Source organism: Treponema sp. UBA785, assembly GCF_002297065.1.
GTDB lineage: Bacteria > Spirochaetota > Spirochaetia > Treponematales > Treponemataceae > Treponema_D.
The window spans coordinates 1-19,286 of the sequence record NZ_DBJD01000033.1 but is presented as its reverse complement, the minus strand read 5'-3'; the positions used below and the strand labels follow the sequence as shown (position 1 = coordinate 19,286).

The following is a 19,286-nucleotide window of genomic DNA, read 5'->3' as shown; positions in this document are numbered from 1 at the left end:
GCTCATAAACTTGCAGCCAGACTTTTAAAAGAAGGCAGAAAACCTGTTCTTGTAGCCTGTGACCTTGTTCGTCCTGCTGCCGTTGAGCAGTTAAAAACTCTTGGCGAAAAGATTGGCGTAAGTGTTTATTTTGAAGATGGTGAAAAAAATGCCGTAAAAGTTGCAAAAAACGGTCTTTCGTTTGCAAAAAAGAATGGTTTTGATACGGTGATTGTTGATACTGCCGGCCGTCTCCAAATTGACGAAAATATGATGGAAGAACTTGTTTCTGTAAAAAAAGCAGTTGCCCCTCAGGAAGTGCTTTTGGTTGCAGATGCAATGACCGGCCAGAACGCAGTTGACGTTGCCAAAAGTTTTGACGAGCAGCTTGGACTTACAGGTGTAATTCTTACAAAATTTGACTCCGACGCTCGTGGCGGTGCGGCCCTTTCCTTAAAGACAATCACTGGAAAACCGATTTTGTTTATCGGTACAGGCGAAAAGACTGATGATTTTGAACCTTTTCATCCGGACAGAATAGCAAGCCGTATTCTTGGCATGGGCGACATTGTAAGTTTGGTTGAAAAAGCTCAGCAGACGGTTGATGAAGAGGAAGCCAAAAAACTTCAGGCAAAAATTGCCCGAAATGAATTTACTTTGAATGATATGCTTGCTCAGTTTGAAAACGTCGGAAAAATGGGAAGCGTAAGTTCTTTGCTCGATATGATTCCTGGACTTTCTGGACAAATAGATGAAAGCAAGATTGACCTTTCTGGAATGAAAAGACAGAAGGCGATTATTCAGGCGATGACTCAAAAGGAGCGCAATAATCATTTGATTATTGGTCCGAGCCGCCGCAAGAGAATTGCAAAAGGAAGCGGAACAAGCGTAGCTGAAGTAAATAAACTAATAAAGCAGTTTGAAAAAACTAAGCTTACAATGAAAAAACTTACAAAAAATCGCGGAATGCAGGCAAAACTTATGCAAGGAATGGCTGGAATGGGCGGCGGTTTTCCTGGCGGATTTCCGGGATTTGGCCGTTAAGCGGTAAAATGCATATTTTTGGGTAAATCCTAGCCTGGATTGCAGCCCCGAAGTTACATTCTGGCGATTAAGCTTTGCGAAATTGCCGGAATGTAATGGAGCGAAAGCGGAAGGGCGGAAAGCCACTCGACTGTAAAAGTTTGCTCCATTTTTTTATTAAAGTTTATGATTTTTGCAATTTTTGTTTTTATTTCTGCCTTGTCTTTTTTTTATTTTGTTGCAATGCAGATTGCTTCTCCCGGAACTTTTTGGGGAACCTTTTTTGGTTTTTCTGCTGTCTGGCTTTTGTGCGCCGTATTTTTTGCAGTTCTTGCTGTTTTGCAGAAAAAAAAGCTTTTAAGAACGATTTTTTTTAAGATAAAACGCAGCGTAAAAATATTTTTTTGCATTTTTGTCTTTTTATGCGCTGTAATTTGCGGTATAAACTTGTTTCTTATCTGTAATCCGAAACTTTCTGACGGAAAAGAAAAAGTTCAGTATGTGATTTTGCTTGGCGGTGGAATTACAAAAGACGCAAAATTGACATTGTCGGTTCAAAACCGTGTGCGTGTGGCAGGCGAGTACTTAAAAACTCAGCCTCAGGCGATTTCTGTTGTAACCGGCGGACAAGGAAGATTTTCTCCTTGTCCGGAATCTGACGTTTTAAAACCTGCGCTTGAATCCTGCGGAATTGACGGAAAAAGGGTTCTTGCGGAAAATATGGCAAAAGATACGATTGAGAATTTTTTGTTTAGCGCAAAAATTCTTGCAGAACATGAGAATAAAACAGTTCAGGAAATTTTAAATGCGCCGGTTGCTGTTGTGACAAGCGATTTTCACCTTGCGAGGGCGGAACGGCTTGCAAATAGAATTGGTTTTACGGACGTTTACGGAGTTGCCTCAAAGACGCCGGCACTTTTTGTTTTGAATTCTTATTCGCGCGAAATTTGTTCTTACATAAAATTAAATTTGCGGATTTTATTTACAGGAAAACCTTCGCTTTTAAAATAAAATTTTGGAATATTTAAAGTACATATGGAAGATTTTGCTTCAAAATATCATAAAATCCTCTGCAAGGAGTTTCCTTCCTGGCTTTGCGGTTATGTTTGTCTGCCGGCTTTACAGAGGCTTAAAGGCATTGGGCTTTTGTGCGGAACTGACTGGACTGCGCTTTACAGAAATAGATTTTTTTACAGCCGTTTTGATCACAGTGTTGGAACAGCTCTTGTTGCCTGGAATTTTTCTCAGGATAAGAAGCAGACACTTGCGGCTCTTTTTCATGACATTGCGACAGGCGTTTTTAGCCACGTAAATGATTTTAGGAAGGGAGACGCTTTAAAGCAGGAATTGAGTGAAAACGAAACTTTTAATATTCTTGCTGGCGACGAAAAACTTGCTGAACTTTTAAAAAAAGACAGGATTGAACTTGAGGAAATTGCCGATTATCACATTTATCCTTTGTGCGACAACGAAATTCCGCGTCTGAGCGCAGACAGGCTGGAATATATGTTTCCTAGCAATATGGTCCTGGCATTTTTGAACAACGGACACGTCTGGACATTTGAAGAAACTGAAGAAATTTATAAAAATATCTGTGTGTTAAAAAACGAAAGTGGAAAAGATGAGCTTGGGTTTTCGGATTTAAAACTTGCAGAACTTTATACCGAAGGTTTTTGCGACTGCTCTTTGATTTTACAGCGCAACGAAAATAAACTTGCGTTAAATATGCTTGGAAAAATCGTAAATCTTGCGATTGAAAAAAAACTGATAACAGAAAAAGATTGCATGTCTTTGAGCGAAAAAAAAGTGATTGAAATTTTTGACGAATATGCGGTTCAGAACGACAGTTATCTTTCTTCGCTTATAAAAAAATGGCGGACAATGACGCAGATTGAACGGTTTTGCCAGGAACCTGAGCAAAATTATTACAGCGTAAATCTTGAAGTAAAAAAAAGATATATAAATCCTCTTGTAAAGCATTTTTCTGGAAAAGTTGAGCGGGTTTCTGAGGCAAGTCCTAGAGCGCAGACAATGATTCAAAGTCTCTTGAATTTTAAGGACAGTGAATACGGTGCTGTAAAACTGCTATAAAAGCAAAATTGGCTGATACTTATGTTATGCTTGTGTTGAGGAGTTTGAAAATTTCCGCTAAACTTAGATTTATGGGTGGAAAAACTGAAACGTCTAAAATTGCAGAAAGAACTTCTGCTGTAAACAAAAAAACAGAAAAAAAGACAGTTGAAAAGAAAACTGCCGCAAAAACAGAAAAAACTTTTATAAAAGCAAAAAAGCCTGTCGCTGGAATTGACGAAACCGGAACTTTCAGAGCGTGGGACAACGCTAAAACAAAGGCTAAGCCTAAAAAAACGGAAGAAAAAACTTCTGCAAAACGTGGAATTACTGTAGAACAGACAGCAAAAGCCCTTGCCGCGGCAAAATCAATCGATCCGTCTTTAAAATCTAACGGAAAAAAACTTGCGGCTTACGACGATTCGCAGATTAAACATCTTGATGCTTTGGAACACATCCGCTTGCGTTCAGGAATGTATATTGGACGTCTTGGCGATGGTTCAAACCAGAACGATGGAATTTACATTCTTTTAAAAGAAGTTATCGATAATTCAATTGATGAATTTATTGTCGGTTTTGGAAATAGAATCGATATTCAAATTGTTGAAAACCGCGTGAAAGTTCGGGATTACGGACGTGGAATTCCGCTCGGAAAGGTTGTTGAATGTGTAAGCCAGATAAACACCGGGGCAAAGTACAATGACGATGTTTTTCAGTTTTCTGTCGGAATGAATGGCGTCGGCACAAAGGCTGTAAATGCGCTTTCTTCGTATTTTAAGGTAATTGCAATTCGCGACGGTTATGCTACAGAAGCGGTTTTTGAACGCGGAAAGCTTATTGCAGAAAAAAATACTGTAAAACTTTCAAAGCCTGCAAAAAACGGAACTTATTTTGAATTTGTTCCAGATGAAGAAATTTTTGGCAAGTACAGCTTTAATATGGAATTTGTCGAAAAACGGCTCTGGAATTATGCTTATTTAAATACAGGCCTTACAATCAACTTTAATGGACAGGTTTTTGCAAGTCAAAACGGACTTTTGGACCTTTTGCAGAAAGAGCTTGAAGCTGATACGATTTATCCAATTGGTTCGTACACTGGCGCGCACCTACAGTTTGCATTTACCCACACAAATGCTTATGGCGAAAATTATTTTTCTTTTGTAAACGGACAGTTTACGAGCGACGGCGGAACTCATCTGACTGCATTTAAGGAAGGTTTTATAAAAGGCGTGAATGAGTTTTTTCAAGAAAATTACAAATCTGAAGACATTCGCGAAGGAATTACGGCTGCCGTTCTTGTAAAAGTAAAAGATCCGATTTTTGAAAGTCAAACCAAAAATAAACTTGGCAATACTGACATAAGACAGTGGATTGTGAGCGAAGTTCAGTCTGGACTTGATGATTGGCTTCATAAAAATCCAAAGGCTGCGGAAATGCTTCAGAAAAAAATTGAAGCAAATGAAAAACTTCGTACAGAATTGAGCGCTGTAAAAAAAGAGGCAAAAGAAGCGGCCAAAAAGGTGAGCATTCGAATTCCTAAACTTGATGACTGCCGTTTCCATCTTGAAGACGGAACAAAAGGCGAAAATTCGATGATTTTTATTACCGAAGGAAATTCTGCTTCAGGCGTCATGACGCACAGCCGCGATGCAAATTCTCAGGCGATTTTTTCTCTGCGCGGAAAACCGGAGAATATGTACGGCAAAAAGCAGACTGATATTTACAAAAACGATGAGCTCTTTCAGCTTATGCGCGCTCTTGGAATCGAAAATTCTGTCGAAGACCTCCGTTATTCAAAAATCGTAATTGCAACCGATGCCGATAATGACGGATTTCATATCAGAAACCTTGTGCTTACTTTTTTTCTTGGCTATTTTGAAGAGCTTGTTACAAGCGGCAGGGTTTGGATTTTGGAAACTCCTCTTTTCCGAGTTCGCACAAAAAAAGAAAATATTTATTGTTATAGCGAAGATGAACGCGACAAGGCTCAGAAAAAACTCGGAAAAAATTGCGAGACCAGCCGTTTTAAAGGATTGGGAGAAATTAACCCTAGTGAATTTAGGCAGTTTATTGACCCTCAGACAATGCATTTAACGCCGGTTGAAGTTAGTCAGCTTAAGGTTATTCCTCAGTTGCTTGCTTTTTATATGGGCAAAAACACTCCTGAACGCCGTTCTTTTATAGAACAGCACTTGCTTAGCAACGCCGAAATTGATGTATAGGAAAGAAAATGGCATTTGTAAAAAATCTATTCGACAAAAATTTTATTGAATATGCTTCGTATGTAATCCGCGACCGCGCAATTCCTGATCTGGAGGACGGGTTAAAGCCTGTTCAGCGCAGAATTATGCACACCCTTTTTGAAGTTGATGACGGATATTTTCAAAAAGTAAGTTTTGTGGTTGGACGCACGATGAAATATCATCCTCATGGCGACGCTTCAATTTACGGAGCGCTTGTAAATCTTGCGAATAAAGAAATTTTCATAGAAAAACAAGGAAACTTCGGAAATAAATTTACTGGCGACGGACCTTCTGCAGGCCGTTACATTGAATGTCGGATTCACCCTCTTGCAAAAGATTTTTTAGTAACAAATCCAAAAATTACTCACTATGTTCCAAATTATGATGGCCGCGATATTGAGCCGGAGGTTTATCGGGCAAAAATTCCTCTTACGCTGATTATGGGTGCTGAAGGTATTGCGGTCGGAATGAGCACGAAAATTCTGCCTTACAATTTGAAAGAAGTTTTAGACGCGGAAATAAAGTGCTTAAAAGGTGAAAAATTCAAGATTTATCCGGACGCCGCAACAGGCGGTTTAATCGATGTTTCAAATTACAACGACGGAAACGGAAAAATTGTTACTCGTGCAAAGTTTGATACTACCGATGACAAAAAAATCGTAATTACAGAACTTCCTGTTGATACAAACGCAAAAGATTTGCTCCAGTCGATTGATAACGCTTATCGTGCCGGAAAAATAAAAATCAGTTCGGTTGATAATTTTACGACTGACCATTGCTGTATCGAAATAAAACTTCCGCGTGGAGTTTATACAAAAGATGTAATCGACAGTCTTTATGCCTACACCGATTGCGAAAAAACAATTGCCTGTCAAATGCTCGTAATAAAAGACAATATGCCAGTTGCAATGACGGCAACCCAGATAATTGGGTTTTATTCACAAAAACTCACGGGAATAATAAAGGACGAGCTTGAATTTGAACGCGGCACTTTAATGGATAAACTTCATATCCGCACTTTGGAGAGGATTTTTATAGAAGAAAGAATTTATAAAGCGATTGAAACGAAAAAGACGCAGGAAGATGTTGTAAAAGCGGTCTATGAAGGTTTTGAGCCGTTTAAGGCTGAGCTTGTGCGTGAAATTAGCGATGATGATGTTGAACATTTGCTTCAAATTCCAATAAGAAGGATTTCTCTTTACGATATAAACAAAAACCGCGAAGAAGTTGCGGCAATCAATGCAAGGCTTAAAGAAATTGCAGGCCTTTTAAAAAATCTTGTTGGTTGCGCAATTGATTATCTTGGTTCAATGCTTGAAAAATTTAAAAAGTTTTCTCCTCAGATGTTGCGCCGAAAAACGACAGTCACGAGTTTTTCTGCTGTCGATGTTAAGTCTGTCGCTAAGTCTGATCAGAGTTTGCGCTATGACGAAAAAGGCTATCTTGGAATCAATGTTTCCGGTGGTCAGGAAATTAAAAAAGTTTCGCCTTATGACAGAATTCTTGTAATGCGAAAAACAGGAATGTATTCGGTTTGCGACGTTCCTCAAAAAATGTTTGTTGACAGGGGAATGTGGTTTTGCGAAATTGCAGAAAAAGAAATTATAAGCAAGGTTCTTTTTACTGTAATTTTCCGTGATCCAAAGACAAAATACTGTTTTATAAAAAGAACGAGAATTCCAAGCTGGATTTTAAACCGCGATTATTTTATTGCGCCGGACGGAATGGAAGTTTTGCATGTCGATACTCGCGAAAAATTTACTTTTACACTGTATTACGAAAAAAAGCCTCGTGTAAAAGTTTTGGAAGAAAGTTTTAAGGCACAAAGTTTTGAAGAAAAAGGACTCAAGACCCTTGGCATTCGGTTGTGTACAAAAGAAGTTGAATCCGTTAAAGTTGACGGTACGCAGATGGAGCTGTTTAAATAATTGAAAAACAAAGAACTTATTGTAAAATTTGCACCTGTTGCCAGAAAAAATTTAAATAAAACATTTTTTACGCTTTTTATAATCGTAATTCTCGAATCTTTGTGTTCAGCGGTTTTTGTCGGAACTTCGCTTCTGTTAAATTCAAGGCAGAACTCATTCTTCGGAACTTTTTTTAGTTACGGCCTTATGTTTTGCGGAGTTTTTTTCTGGTTTTTGATTTTAAGCGGTTTTTCCACAATGCTCCTGCGCATGGCAAGAAATGAATTTGTGACAATCGGTTTTTTGTTTTATGGGTTCAGGCGGTTTAAGAAGTTCGCTCCAGCAGTTTTTTCCTATACTTTGCTTACAGGAATTTCTGCGGCTGTTGTTGCCGGAACTATGTATTTTATAACAAAGTCAAATCCGGATTTTATATTAAACCTTCAGTCAAAATTCGGAGAAAACGCTTTTCTCTATCTTTTGATAATTTTCTCATTTATATTGTTTTTTTTGCTGATTTTTCCTCAAGTTTTTCTTTTTTTCTTAAAATATGATAATCCGAACCGTTCTGTTTTTTCGCTTGCTTTTTTGAGCTTAAAACTTTTGTTTAGAAATATTTTTAAATTTATAGGTTTTGTTTTTATGGCTGGCGGAAGAAATTTGATTCTTGCGGCATTTTATTTTGGAATAACCTTGTCTTTTTCTGCGGCGCAGAAGGGCGGTGCTGTTCAGTTTTTTTCACTGATTTTTGATTTCTTATATTTTATAAATTTTTATAAGGCTCTTTCCTTTATGAGCCTTGCTGTTCCGTTTTTTTACGAAAATTTGCGTCAGCCGGCAGTAGAAATTGTTGTAAGCCTTAAAAAAAATGATGATGAAATTTTACCGGAGAATAAAAATCCTGACAAAAATAATTCGGACGGCCAGTAATTGAAAATTCCTGTAAAAACTTCGTCTGCCCAGCTTTTGATAAAAGGTTCTCGTTTTTTAGGCGAGACTTTTATTCTTGAAGAGCAGAGTCAGGTCCGGTCAATTTTAAAATCTCAAAAACAAAAATATTCGGATTCGACACACGTTTGTCATGCTTTTGTTTTTGGAAAAAATGCAGAAATTATGGGAATGAGCGATGACGGAGAACCTGGAGGAACTGCCGGAAGACCTATGCTTGATGTTTTAAAAGGCAGCGGTTCGACAAATATTTTGGTAACTGTAACCAGATGGTTTGGCGGAACTTTGCTTGGAACTGGCGGTCTTGTTCATGCCTACAAAGATTGCACAAAGGCGGTTCTTGAAACTACTGTTTTTGAAGATCTTGTTGAAAAGTCTGAATTTAGCTTTGTCTCAGATTATCAGTCTTATCAGGTTGCTAGGAAAATTCTGGAAGAATGGACTCTTTTTGACGTTGAAGAAAAATTTGCAGAAGGCGTAACTGTAAGTGGAAAAATTGCAAAAACAGACGCAGAAAGTCTAAAAAACAAGCTTTTTGATGCAACAAACGGAAAAGTAAACGTGATTATTGTTTGACGCAATGCCATTACAATTTTATAATAAGCGTTATATTTTTTTGTTTGCATCGCAAACTTTTAAAAGGAGTGAAAAAATGAAAAAAGTTGCTTGTATAATGGCTGCAATTGCTGTTGCAGGACTTGCACTTACAGGTTGTTCAAAGAAGAATTCTTCTTCGGACAAAGCTATTAAAATCGGTATTATTCAGTTGATTGAGCATCCTGCTCTCGACAAGACCTGCAAAGGTTTTGTTGATGCCCTTGCTGAAGCCGGATATGTGGATGGAAAAAACATTGCTATTGATATGCACAATGCACAGGGCGATCAGGGAAACTGCGTAACAATTGCAAATAAACTTGTAAACGATAAGGATGATTTGATTTTTGCAATTGCAACTCCAGCTGCTCAGGCTGTTGCTAATCTTACAAAAAATATTCCAATTCTTATTTCTGCCGTAACAGATCCAGAATCTGCAAAACTTGTAAAGTCTAACGAAAAACCTGAAACAAACGTAACAGGAACTTCTGACCTTACACCAGTTGCCCAGCAGATTAAACTTCTTAAAAAAATTGTTCCGTCTGCAAAAAAAGTTGGACTTATGTACTGTTCAAGCGAACAGAATTCAATTTTCCAGATTAACCTTGCAAAAGAAGCTTGTAAAACAGAAGGCCTTGAATTTGTTGAAGGTTCAGTTTCTAATTCGAACGAAATTCAGCAGGTTGCACAGAGCCTTGTTGGAAAAGTTGATGCAATCTACATTCCAACAGATAATATGCTTGCTGCAGGTATGGCAAACGTCGCAATGGTTGCAAATCAGGCAAAAATTCCGACAATCGTTGGAGAAGACGGAATGGTTCAGTCTGGCGGGCTTTGTACTTACGGTGTAAATTACTACGAACTTGGAAAGCAGACTGGCGCAATGGCTGTTGAAATTCTCAAAAACGGAGCAAATCCTGCCGATATGCCAATTCAGTATCTTGAAAAATGTGATTTTTCTAAAAACGCAAACACTGAAAAAGCTCTTGGGCTTACTCTTCCAGAAAATCTGTAAAAATATAGTTCCGGGATTGTTTTTTGAGCAATTCCCGGAAAACTTACGCCGGACACGTCGGGCTTTAGTCGTCTGCTTTGCAGACGATGAGCGCATAGCGAACCCAGAGTGGCCGGTTTTTACGTTATGCAAAATTTTTTAGTGTGATTGTAATCAATGCTCCGCCGTTCTTGCCGTTCGAGGCTATGATTTTTCCATTTAGGTTTTTTACAATTGCTTGTGCAATGCTTAGTCCTAAGCCGCTTCCTCCGACAGAGCGATTGTGGCTCGAATCTCCGCGGTAAAAGCGTTCAAACACGTGTGGAAGAACGTTTTCTTCAAACCCCGGGCCGTTGTCCAAAATTTCGATTGCCGTTTGATTTTCGTTTTGCGTGCATTTTAGTTCAATTAGTGGATTTTGCTTTATGAATTTATTGCTGTTTGAAATTATTGCGACAAAAACCTGATGTAAAAGCTCGCTGTCGGTGTATATTTCTTGAAGAGGCTTTTTTTCAAATTGAATTGTCATTTCTTTGTTTATAGCCTTGAATTCTTCTTTTAACCGAAAAAACATTTTTTGAATGCTGACTTTTTCGGTTACAGGTATAATTTTTCCGCTTTCAATCCTGCTTAGCTGCAAAAGATTCGAAATTATCGAATTTATTGAATGTGTTTCCTGAAGAATCGTGTTCAGGCTTTTTTCAAGCTGTTCGCTGTCGTTTTTCCCCCAGCGTCTTAAAAGATTTGCCTGTCCTAAAATTACTGCGACTGGAGTTTTTAGTTCGTGGCTTACGTTGCTTGTAAAACTGCGTTCGCGGTCAAAATCTGCCTTTAGCCTTTCAAAAAGTCTGTTGAATGTTTTTGCAAGGTTGTCGAGCTCATCTTTTTTTCCTGTTTCTGGAAGTCTCTGGTTTAAATTTGTTGAACTGATTGTCGCCGCCGTTTTTGTTATTTTTACCACCGGAAGCATTGTCTGCCGTATAAAAAATCTTGAAATGAAGAACGAAATTATTAAAAGCGGAATTGTTGCAACTGCAATTAAAGAAAACATTTCCCGGAAAAACCTGTGTCCTGCGCCGCCGTTTGTTTTTTGTGCGATTTGAACGGTGAATGTTTGTCCACCGACAAATTTATATCTGGTTGTCATATAAATCATGCTTATAGGTTCAAAACCGGTTGTTTTTTTTGTTGAAAAGCGTATGGGTTTCCCTTCTGTTTCCGGAAGTTTTCCGAAAATGCTGTTTTTTTGGCGGAAAATTTCTCCTGATTCTGTGTCGTAAATCATGTATGAAACAAAAAATGGCAGCTCAGAAAGCTTGCGGTCTAGAAATTTAAAATTTCCAGTTGAAAGCGCTTGAACTATGATTTCGCTTGTTCTTGAAAAACCTTTGTATTCTTGCTGACGAGAAAATTGCCTTAAAAGCATAAAGAACAATAAAATTATTATAAAGACAGTTGCCGTTAATATTGCAGAGAATTTAATAGAAAGCCGGAAAACAACGGAGTTTTTCATTTTTTATTCCACTTTGAGCATTTTATAGCCAATTCCGCGTATTGTTTTTATGTATTCTGTGCCGACTGCTTGGTCAATTTTTGAGCGGAGGTAGCCTACATAAACATCGACTGTATTTTCGTCAATAAAATGACCTTCTCCCCAAACCGAATCAAGAATTTGAGAGCGGGACAGGACTTTTTCCTGATTTTCCATAAAAAATTTGAGCATTAAATATTCGGTTTTTGAAAGATTTAAGTCTGTGTCCGAAAGAGTTACTTTCATGCTGTCAGGAACGAGAATTAGCTTTCCGTTTTTTAGCTGGGAATTTTTTGAATTTGGTGTAATTGAACGGCGTAAAACCGCATTCATTCTTGCAAGAAGCTCTTCAATTTCAAAAGGCTTTGCAATGTAGTCGTCGGCTCCCGCGTTTAGACCGTTTACTTTGTCGTAAGTTTCTCCGCGCGCAGTAAGAATTATGACTGGAATGTTTGAATTTTTTCTGATTCGTCTTAAAACTTCAAGTCCGCTCAATTGAGGAATCATTATATCCAAAAGAATAAGATCTGGTTTTTCTTTTTCAAAAAATTCGAGAGCTGTACGTCCGTCAAATGCTGTGCAGGTAGTGTAACCTTCGTGTTTTAGTTCTGCATTTACAAAGTCAGAAATTCCCGCATCATCTTCTACGATCAAAATTTTTTCCATAACTAAAGAACAACCTTTTTTTTAGAAAACAGTTACAGTTTTTCTTTTGAATGTGCAATCCTTTTATCTCTGTACATATGCTTGTCTGCAATTTTTACGACTTCTTCATAATCGCTGCTATCCTGAGGACATCTTGCAAAACCTACGCTTGCTGTAACCTGCATTCTTGCTGTTTCTAGAACAGTTTCTCGCTTTATAGATTCTTTTAGGCGCTCTATAACCGTTTTTACAAAGTTTTCATCATGTTCGCCTGGTAAAATAATCGCAAATTCATCACCGCCGAGCCTGAACGCAAGGTCGCCTTTTCGAATGCTGTTTGAAATTTTTCGTGCAACGATTGTAAGAATTTTGTCTCCCGTGTCGTGTCCTAAATTGTCGTTTATCATTTTAAAATTGTTTAAGTCAAGATAGATAAGCGTATATGGCAATGCCAATTTTCGATATTGCTTTAGAAGTAAAGAAAATTTACGAGCATTGTAGAGATCTGTGAGAGAATCCGTAAATGTCAGTTTTTCAAGATTTTCGTTCCTGTCCTTTGTTGTGACCAAAAATCCAATCAAAATCGAAATGATTACACTGACAAAAAAAAGTATTACGCTGCTTATAAAGAGTTTTGAAGGTGAGTACCAGCCGTCTTTCGGAACCACATAAAGTACCCAGGAAGATTCTTTTACGTTGAATCTTGTTATTACAGGATTGATTAACTCTTTGCTTGTGTTTGAAGAAAGCAAAACTTCGTTGTCAACATAAGGGTCAAATTTGTAGAGTTTGTAGCTGCATGGCGGATTTGAAAAGTTTAAGTAATTCAACGTGTCCTGATCAAACAGGTCTTTTATTTTTATATAAGCTGTACAAAAACCCCAGAATTCTCCCTGAATTTTTTTTGTTCTCAGAAAAATTGGATCTTGAAGAACGAGAATAGGTTCATTTTTGTCGAAAAAGTAAGGTCCTGTCAAATAGGATTTTCGGTTAATCTCTGCAAAAGAGGAAAATTTTTTTGTGTACGGAGAATTGTATAAATCAGTTATAATTTTGTCTTTTGGCATTTGCGGAAAAAACTGGCTTGGTTTTCCTTTTGGCGCCAGTTGAATGCACATTATTGAAGGAGTTTGAGGAATAAAGGCTGGAATTATATTTTCAAAACCGCTTACGTCGCCGTTGGTTGCCATTATCATTCCTTCGATATTTTCGTTTATTGGGAGAGCCTTGTCCAATGAAAAAGTGAATAATGTTGCGGCGGTTTTGCTTATTAGTTCACATTGCTGGCGCAGGTGAGTGATTTTTGTGTTATGTGCGTATGAAACTATAAAAAATGCAGAAACAACTAAGAGAGTAAATGTTACTTTTACTGGGAAAATTATTTTTCCTTCCTTAATTAGAAACATACTATGTTATTTTAAAACGAAAACGTTGTTTTTTCCATTGTTTTTTACTAAAATTATTGTTTTTTTGCCTTGCAAGGCTTTGTTTAAAAGTTATAATAAATAATTATGAATATTATAAGCATCGTTATGGCTATGCAGGGTGCCGTTGCACAAGGCGTTTTATGGGGTGTTATGACTTTGGGTGTTTACCTTACTTTTAGGGTTTTAAACATTGCAGATATGACATGCGACGGAACTTTTGCTCTTGGCGGTTCAGTATGTGCCGTTATGGTAATGAATAATTTTAATCCGTATTTTGCACTTTTTGCTGCATTTTTACTTGGACTTTTAGCTGGCGGCGTAACTGGTTTTCTTCACACAAAGTTGAAAATTCAGGAGCTTCTTGCAGGAATTCTCTCGATGACAGCTTTGTATTCTGTTAATATCAGAATTATGGGACGTTCAAATACACCTTTGCTTGGTGCAGAAACTGTAATGAGCCGTATTCAAAGTTTTTTTAATGGAATGACACCAAATATGGCTTCTCTTCTTTCTGGACTTTTGTTTTGCGCAGTATTGATTCTTGTCCTTTACTGGTTCTGTGGAACGGAAATCGGTTCTGCTCTTCGTGCTACTGGAAATAACGGCAACATGGTTCGTGCTATGGGCGTTGATACCGACAAAATGAAGATTTTGGGACTTATGCTTTCTAACGGACTTATTGCCTTGAGCGGCGGTCTTGTTGCTCAGTCTCAGGGATACGGTGATGTTGGAATGGGAACAGGAACTTTGGTTATCGGTCTTGCTTCTATTGTCCTTGGAGAAGCTATTTTTGGCTGGTTTTCGAAAAAATTGCCGTTCTGGTTTACTCTTATCTCTGTAATTTTGGGGTCGATTGTTTACAGAATTGTAATTGCGGTAGTTCTTCAGCTTGGATTAAAATCAAGCGATTTAAAGCTTTTGACTTCCATCATCATCACGATTGCTCTTGCGATTCCAATCATAAAGCAGCAGAGCCTAAAATTTTCTGGAAGATTACATAACAGGCAGGGAGCATAAAATGCTTAAAATTACAAATGTAACAAAAACTTTTAACCCGGGCACAATTACAGAAAAAAAAGCTCTTTTGGGAATAGACCTTACGCTCGAAGACGGTGATTTTGTGACTGTAATTGGTGGAAATGGAGCGGGAAAGTCAACTCTCTTAAACCTGATTGCCGGAGTTCATTCTTGCGATACTGGAAAAATCGAACTGAATGGAATTGATATGACAAATATGCCTGAATACCGCCGCGCAAAATATCTGGGGCGTGTTTTTCAGGATCCGATGCTTGGTACTGCCGCAAATATGGAAATTGAAGAAAACCTTGCAATGGCTTTTAGACGCGGAAAAACACGTTCTCTTGCATGGGGAATAAAAAATTCTGAACGCAATCTTTATTACGAAAAACTTAAGCTTTTGGAACTTGGCCTTGAAAACCGTATGCACAGCAAGGTTGGTCTTCTTTCTGGCGGCCAAAGACAGGCTCTTACTCTCTTGATGTCAACTTTGCAAAAGCCTGATTTGCTGCTTTTGGACGAACATACCGCTGCTCTTGATCCAAAAACTGCCTCTCGTGTACTTGAATTGACTAAAAAATTTATCGAAGAAGATCATTTGACTGCGTTTATGGTTACACACAACATGATGCATGCGATTGAATATGGAAACCGCCTCATTATGATGATGAACGGAAAAATTGTTTACGATGTTCGTGGTGAAGAAAAAAAGAGTCTTAAGGTTGACGATTTGCTTGCAAAATTTGGTGCTGCCGGAGAAATGAACGACAGGATGATGCTTGAAAGCAAAGCCCTATAAAATTTAATTTGGACAAAATTGAGGTCAATTTTTGGCTGTCAATTCTGTCCGTTTTTTTTTGTTATTTTACATAAGTGTCGAGCCATTCAATTGAAAGAGCCTGCCACTTTTTTGCCGTTCCTGATGCTCCCATAATTCCAAAACCATGTCCGCTCGCCGGAAATACGTGAAGTTCTGTGCGGACTCCTGCTTTGCGAAGAGCGGTCCAGTAAGGAATGATGTTTGTTTCTGGATTTACTGATTTATCATTGACGGCACAGCAAAGCCATGCGATAGGATTGTCCTTGCTGACGTTTTTTTCGCAGGAAGCTGCGTCTTTTTGAGCTTGAGCTGCTGATTCCCCAAGCAGATTTTTTTGACTTCCAGCGTGGGTAAGACCGTCCTGCATTGTAATTACAGGATACATAAGCATTTGAAATGCCGGTTTTGCATTTGTCCATGAACCGTCTGCCTGTTTGTCTGCCTTGTCCTGCATTTTGTAAACTTCATCGTTGTAGCGCTCTGCAAGAGTTCCTGCAACGTGTCCGCCTGCCGAAGAGCCCATTACTCCGATTTTGTCCGGATTTATGCCGAATTCTTGGGCACGGGAGCGGATTACACGCATTGCTCTTTGCGCGTCGGCAAGTGAGACTGTAGAACTGTCTTTGTGCGGATCGTTTGGCGTGCGGTAAACAAGAACAAAACAAGTGTATCCGGCATCGTTGTATGCTTTTACATACTGAACGCCTTCTTTGTCGTAAACTACGCGCTGGTACGAGCCTCCCGGAATAATTAAAATCCCTGTTTTTTTATTCTGCGATTCTTTTGACGGCTTGTAGACTTCGAAGTAAGGCTGGGTTACGCCGGAAATTATTCTGTCATGAGTGTTTCCGCCTCCGCGCTCTTCGACAGTCTGTGCGATTTTTAGTTTTTCTGAGCCTGGACCTGTTTTTTTTGGCCAAAGCCAGACTTTTTCCTGGGCAAAAATTGAACTGCAAAGAAGAATTGCAGTTACAGCAGCAAGTGTTTTTTTCATTTGTTCCTCCAAGACAAGTATTGTGCTATATTTATAATATAGGATTGTAGCCCCGATTGGAATGGCGCCGCAGGCGTTCGGCTTTGCCGAATGAGCGTGAGCGCAACCATGAAAAGCGGGTTTGACCGAAATTTATGCTCCAAACTTGCATAAATTTATCTTTTAAATTTGGGTGGATTTTTATGACGGAAAATATTCAGGATGCGATTTCGGCTTTTTCGGACAAATTAAAGAGAATTTCGGGCTTTTCGGATGCCGTGCTAAAAAAAGATATTTCGGAAGATGAGATTCTTGAAGAAAAAATCCGGCACAGTGCGCAGGCGTTGCGGTCGAGCGTTGTAAACACTTATAGAATTTATAAATCGCCTTTTGCTGCCCTCGGTAAAAATTCGGGCAGGGCTGCTTCGATTGAAGAGGACGAGGAGGCGCTTTTTGAAGCTTATTCGCTTTTTTCCGGCGCAATGGAACTCAATAAAAAAAATGAAGGAAAAAACGCCGCGACTTATATTTCGAGAGTTGAAATTGCTTCGCCTTTAGCTAAGAAAGCCTGTTATACGGTTGGCGGACAGTTTATCTGGCTTTTTTTGTGGTTGTATTTTGAGAAAAATCGCCGTGATTATTTTCCTTATTTTTGTGAACGGGAAAAAAGCTGGGAATTGTGTTTTAAAAAGTCTGCTAATTTTTTGTTTGAAGGGCGCGAAAAAGAAGTGTTTGAGATTGTAAAACGCGAATTTTATTCATAATATTGCTGTTATGACAAAGGATTTGACGGTTGGAAGGCCGCTAAAAGTTATTTTTGATTTTGCGGTTCCTGTTTTTTTGGGATATTTGTTTCAGCAGTTTTATAACCTTGTAGATACGATTATTGTCGGTCAGTTTTTGGGAGTTTCGGCTTTAGCTTCTGTTGGTTCTACAGGGTCGCTCAATTTTATGATTATTGGTTTTTGCATGGGACTTTGCTCTGGGTTCGCAATTCCTGTTGCTCAAAAGTTTGGTGCAAAAGATTTTTGCGGAATGAGGCAGTTTGTCTTTAATTCTGCTGTTTTGGGCGGAATTTTTGCAATTGTTCTGACTGCGGTTACTGTGATTTTTTGCAAGCCGCTTCTCGTACTTTTAAAAACTCCTGCCGACGTTGTTGATGGCGCTTATGATTATTTTGTGGTTATTCTGGCTGGAATTCCTGTCGTAATTCTCTATGATCTTCTTTCTGGAATAATACGTGCTGTTGGCGACAGCAAGACACCTCTATATTTTTTGATTTTTTCTGCAGTTTTAAATATTATTCTTGATTTGATTTTTATTGCTTGTTTTGGCTGGGGAATTCCCGGCGCTGCCTATGCGACTGTTATAAGCCAGGGAATTGCCGGAATAATCTGTTTTTTTTATATGCACACAAAATTTGAAATTTTAAGGTTGAATAAGGAAGACAGGATTTTTAGTTCAAGGAGGAGTCTTAGCCTTCTTGGAACTGGTGTTCCGATGGGGCTTCAATATTCAATTACAGCAATCGGCTCTGTAATTTTGCAGGCTGCGGTCAACGTTCTTGGATCAGTTTATGTTGCTTCGATTGCAACTGGAGCTAAAATAAATATTTTTTTTGCGACGCCTTTTGATGCTTTAGGAACAACAATGGCGACTTATGGCGGACAGAATGTCGGCGCAGGAAAAACTGAACGTTTGAACAGCGGGCTTTTTAGCGCCTGCATTATCGGTTTTATTTATTCTGCCTTTGCATTTGTCGTGATGTTTTTTGGAAGCGAAGCGTTGACCAATCTTTTTATGAACAAAAATGAAGCGCCTGAAGTTGTGGAGCTTGTCTGTAAAAATGTGCGCATGTTTTTGCTTGTAAACAGCGCCTGTTATGTTCTTTTGGTTCTTGTGAATGTCGTAAGGTTTATGATTCAGGGAATGGGATTTTCAACGGTTGCTGTATTTGCCGGAGCATTTGAACTTGTTGGACGAGGTGTAATCGGAGTTATTTTTATTCCGATGTTTGGATTTGCCGCTGCTTGTGCTGCGAGTCCGTTGGCTTGGCTTTTGGCGGACAGCTTTTTGATTCCTGTTTTTTTCTGGTGCTGCAAAAAATTAAAGAAAAAGTAGATTTTTTTTACCATAGTTGCCCAGAAGTTCTTATTTTCAGTATAATGAAAAGATAAAATTGTTTTTTTATAGCCTGAATGCTGGATTTTAAATTTGGAATTTAGGGAATTATAAAATTCATTTATTGAATTTAAGAGGAATGACATGGAAAATATTAAAGAAGTTCGTGTTCGCTACGCTCCGTCTCCGACTGGAATGCAGCATATTGGCGGTGTAAGGACTGCGCTGTTCAATTATCTTTTTGCGCGCTCAAAGGGCGGAAAATTTATTTTGCGTCTTGAAGACACCGACCGCACACGTTACGACGAAAAATACGTAAAAAATCTTTATGATACTCTTGCCTGGCTTGGAATTGACTGGGACGAAGGCGGCGACAAGGGCGGTGAATACGGTCCTTACGTTCAGAGCGAGCGTTTCGAGCTTTACAAAAAATACGCGAACGAGCTTATTGAAAAAGGCGAGGCTTATTATTGTTTCTGCGATGCTGAACGCCTTGAAAGAATCCGCAAAATTCAGACAGAAAATAAAATGGCACCTGGCTATGACAGAAACTGCCGGCATTTGACAGAAGAAGAAGTAAAAGAAAAGCTTGCTTCTGGAGTTCCTCACGTAATTCGCTTAAAGGTTCCGATGGAAGGCGAGACAAAATTCCACGACCATATTTTGGGAGACATTGTATGGAAGAACGAGGATATTTCTCCTGACCCAATTCTCTTGAAGTCAGACGGATTTCCGACTTACCACCTTGCGAATATTGTTGACGATCATCTTATGAAGATTTCGCACGTTATGCGCGCTCAGGAATGGATTCCTTCAACTCCGCTCCATGTGCAGATGTACAAGGCTTTCGGCTGGGAGCATCCTGAATTCTGCCATTTGCCGATGGTAAACGGCTCGGACGGGAAAAAGCTCTCAAAACGCCACGGTTCAACTTCGCTTAATGAATTTCGCGCACGCGGCTATCTTCCTCATGCAATTATAAACTACGTTGCGC

At 38.8% G+C, this 19,286-nt stretch carries 17 protein-coding genes; 13 read left to right on the top strand and 4 right to left on the bottom strand.

Features of this window, described 5'->3' with window-relative positions:
* The 8 genes from B2X33_RS02555 to B2X33_RS02520 all read left to right on the top strand — a co-directional run.
* The coding region (locus B2X33_RS02555; protein ID WP_296667407.1) for a signal recognition particle protein at positions 1–1,023 on the top strand (1,023 nt) is incomplete at its 5' end.
* A 165-nt stretch (positions 1,024–1,188) separates the two neighbouring features.
* Entirely contained in the window at positions 1,189–2,013 is an 825-nt protein-coding gene (locus tag B2X33_RS02550) for a YdcF family protein (protein ID WP_296667405.1), read from the top strand.
* A 24-nt stretch (positions 2,014–2,037) separates the two neighbouring features.
* Positions 2,038–3,093 carry an HD domain-containing protein gene (locus B2X33_RS02545; protein ID WP_296667403.1) on the top strand — a complete coding sequence of 352 codons (1,056 nt, stop codon included), beginning with the start codon at positions 2,038–2,040 and terminating at the stop codon, positions 3,091–3,093.
* A gap of 71 nt (positions 3,094–3,164) precedes the next feature.
* Positions 3,165–5,294 carry a toprim domain-containing protein gene (locus tag B2X33_RS02540; protein WP_296667401.1) on the top strand — a complete coding sequence of 710 codons (2,130 nt, stop codon included), beginning with the start codon at positions 3,165–3,167 and terminating at the stop codon, positions 5,292–5,294.
* Positions 5,295–5,302: 8 nt separating this feature from the next.
* Positions 5,303–7,243, top strand: coding sequence for a DNA topoisomerase IV subunit A (locus B2X33_RS02535; protein WP_296667399.1), 1,941 nt, complete (start codon positions 5,303–5,305; stop codon positions 7,241–7,243).
* Positions 7,244–8,152: a hypothetical protein gene (locus B2X33_RS02530; RefSeq protein WP_296667397.1), complete on the top strand. Its 909-nt coding sequence runs from the start codon at positions 7,244–7,246 to the stop codon at positions 8,150–8,152.
* Complete coding sequence (locus B2X33_RS02525) at positions 8,153–8,746, top strand: IMPACT family protein (protein ID WP_296667395.1); 594 nt, start codon at positions 8,153–8,155, stop codon at positions 8,744–8,746.
* 76 nt (positions 8,747–8,822) lie between these two features.
* On the top strand, positions 8,823–9,779 hold the full coding sequence (locus tag B2X33_RS02520) for an ABC transporter substrate-binding protein (RefSeq protein ID WP_296020004.1): 957 nt from the start codon (positions 8,823–8,825) through the stop codon (positions 9,777–9,779).
* Between the two features lie 124 nt (positions 9,780–9,903).
* On the opposite strand, the gene B2X33_RS02515 is transcribed toward B2X33_RS02520, so the two are convergent.
* Genes B2X33_RS02515 through B2X33_RS02505 form a run of 3 tightly spaced genes read right to left on the bottom strand, consistent with a single transcriptional unit; the run spans position 9,904 to position 13,340 of the window.
* The gene (locus B2X33_RS02515; protein ID WP_296667393.1) at positions 9,904–11,271 is read right to left on the bottom strand and encodes a sensor histidine kinase; all 1,368 of its coding nucleotides are present in this window, start codon (positions 11,269–11,271) and stop codon (positions 9,904–9,906) included.
* 3 nt (positions 11,272–11,274) lie between these two features.
* Positions 11,275–11,955: a response regulator gene (locus tag B2X33_RS02510; RefSeq protein WP_296667391.1), complete on the bottom strand. Its 681-nt coding sequence runs from the start codon at positions 11,953–11,955 to the stop codon at positions 11,275–11,277.
* 32 nt (positions 11,956–11,987) lie between these two features.
* A complete protein-coding gene (locus B2X33_RS02505) occupies positions 11,988–13,340 on the bottom strand; it encodes a sensor domain-containing diguanylate cyclase (RefSeq protein ID WP_296667389.1) in 1,353 nt (450 codons plus the stop codon).
* Between the two features lie 105 nt (positions 13,341–13,445).
* Here B2X33_RS02505 and B2X33_RS02500 point away from each other — a divergent pair, with 105 nt between their 5' ends.
* Both B2X33_RS02500 and B2X33_RS02495 read left to right on the top strand, forming a co-directional pair.
* Positions 13,446–14,378 (top strand): ABC transporter permease, encoded by a 933-nt coding sequence (locus B2X33_RS02500; RefSeq protein WP_296019995.1) that lies wholly within the window; start codon positions 13,446–13,448, stop codon positions 14,376–14,378.
* Position 14,379: 1 nt separating this feature from the next.
* On the top strand, positions 14,380–15,177 hold the full coding sequence (locus B2X33_RS02495; RefSeq protein ID WP_296019993.1) for an ABC transporter ATP-binding protein: 798 nt from the start codon (positions 14,380–14,382) through the stop codon (positions 15,175–15,177).
* 61 nt (positions 15,178–15,238) lie between these two features.
* Here B2X33_RS02495 and B2X33_RS02490 read toward each other — a convergent pair whose 3' ends face one another.
* Positions 15,239–16,192 (bottom strand): alpha/beta hydrolase, encoded by a 954-nt coding sequence (locus B2X33_RS02490; RefSeq protein WP_296667387.1) that lies wholly within the window; start codon positions 16,190–16,192, stop codon positions 15,239–15,241.
* 182 nt (positions 16,193–16,374) lie between these two features.
* Here B2X33_RS02490 and B2X33_RS02485 point away from each other — a divergent pair, with 182 nt between their 5' ends.
* From B2X33_RS02485 to gltX, 3 genes are all read left to right on the top strand, one after another.
* A complete protein-coding gene (locus tag B2X33_RS02485; RefSeq protein WP_296667386.1) occupies positions 16,375–16,935 on the top strand; it encodes a hypothetical protein in 561 nt (186 codons plus the stop codon).
* 10 nt (positions 16,936–16,945) lie between these two features.
* Positions 16,946–18,292 (top strand): MATE family efflux transporter, encoded by a 1,347-nt coding sequence (locus B2X33_RS02480; protein WP_296667384.1) that lies wholly within the window; start codon positions 16,946–16,948, stop codon positions 18,290–18,292.
* Positions 18,293–18,436: 144 nt separating this feature from the next.
* Positions 18,437–19,286, top strand: an 850-nt coding sequence (gene gltX, locus B2X33_RS02475) for a glutamate--tRNA ligase (RefSeq protein ID WP_296667382.1), incomplete at its 3' end; no start/stop codon positions are given.

Bases quoted from the DNA above. Each gene is read 5' to 3' on its own strand.
- B2X33_RS02535 (WP_296667399.1), top strand. From the start codon at position 5,303: ATGGCATTTGTAAAAAATCTATTCGACAAAAATTTTATTGAATATGCT.
- B2X33_RS02505 (WP_296667389.1), bottom strand. From the start codon at position 13,340: ATGTTTCTAATTAAGGAAGGAAAAATAATTTTCCCAGTAAAAGTAACA.
- B2X33_RS02515 (WP_296667393.1), bottom strand. From the start codon at position 11,271: ATGAAAAACTCCGTTGTTTTCCGGCTTTCTATTAAATTCTCTGCAATA.
- B2X33_RS02490 (WP_296667387.1), bottom strand. From the start codon at position 16,192: ATGAAAAAAACACTTGCTGCTGTAACTGCAATTCTTCTTTGCAGTTCA.
- B2X33_RS02520 (WP_296020004.1), top strand. From the start codon at position 8,823: ATGAAAAAAGTTGCTTGTATAATGGCTGCAATTGCTGTTGCAGGACTT.
- B2X33_RS02485 (WP_296667386.1), top strand. From the start codon at position 16,375: ATGACGGAAAATATTCAGGATGCGATTTCGGCTTTTTCGGACAAATTA.
- B2X33_RS02545 (WP_296667403.1), top strand. From the start codon at position 2,038: ATGGAAGATTTTGCTTCAAAATATCATAAAATCCTCTGCAAGGAGTTT.
- B2X33_RS02495 (WP_296019993.1), top strand. From the start codon at position 14,380: ATGCTTAAAATTACAAATGTAACAAAAACTTTTAACCCGGGCACAATT.
- B2X33_RS02550 (WP_296667405.1), top strand. From the start codon at position 1,189: ATGATTTTTGCAATTTTTGTTTTTATTTCTGCCTTGTCTTTTTTTTAT.
- B2X33_RS02500 (WP_296019995.1), top strand. From the start codon at position 13,446: ATGAATATTATAAGCATCGTTATGGCTATGCAGGGTGCCGTTGCACAA.
- B2X33_RS02510 (WP_296667391.1), bottom strand. From the start codon at position 11,955: ATGGAAAAAATTTTGATCGTAGAAGATGATGCGGGAATTTCTGACTTT.
- B2X33_RS02480 (WP_296667384.1), top strand. From the start codon at position 16,946: ATGACAAAGGATTTGACGGTTGGAAGGCCGCTAAAAGTTATTTTTGAT.
- B2X33_RS02540 (WP_296667401.1), top strand. From the start codon at position 3,165: ATGGGTGGAAAAACTGAAACGTCTAAAATTGCAGAAAGAACTTCTGCT.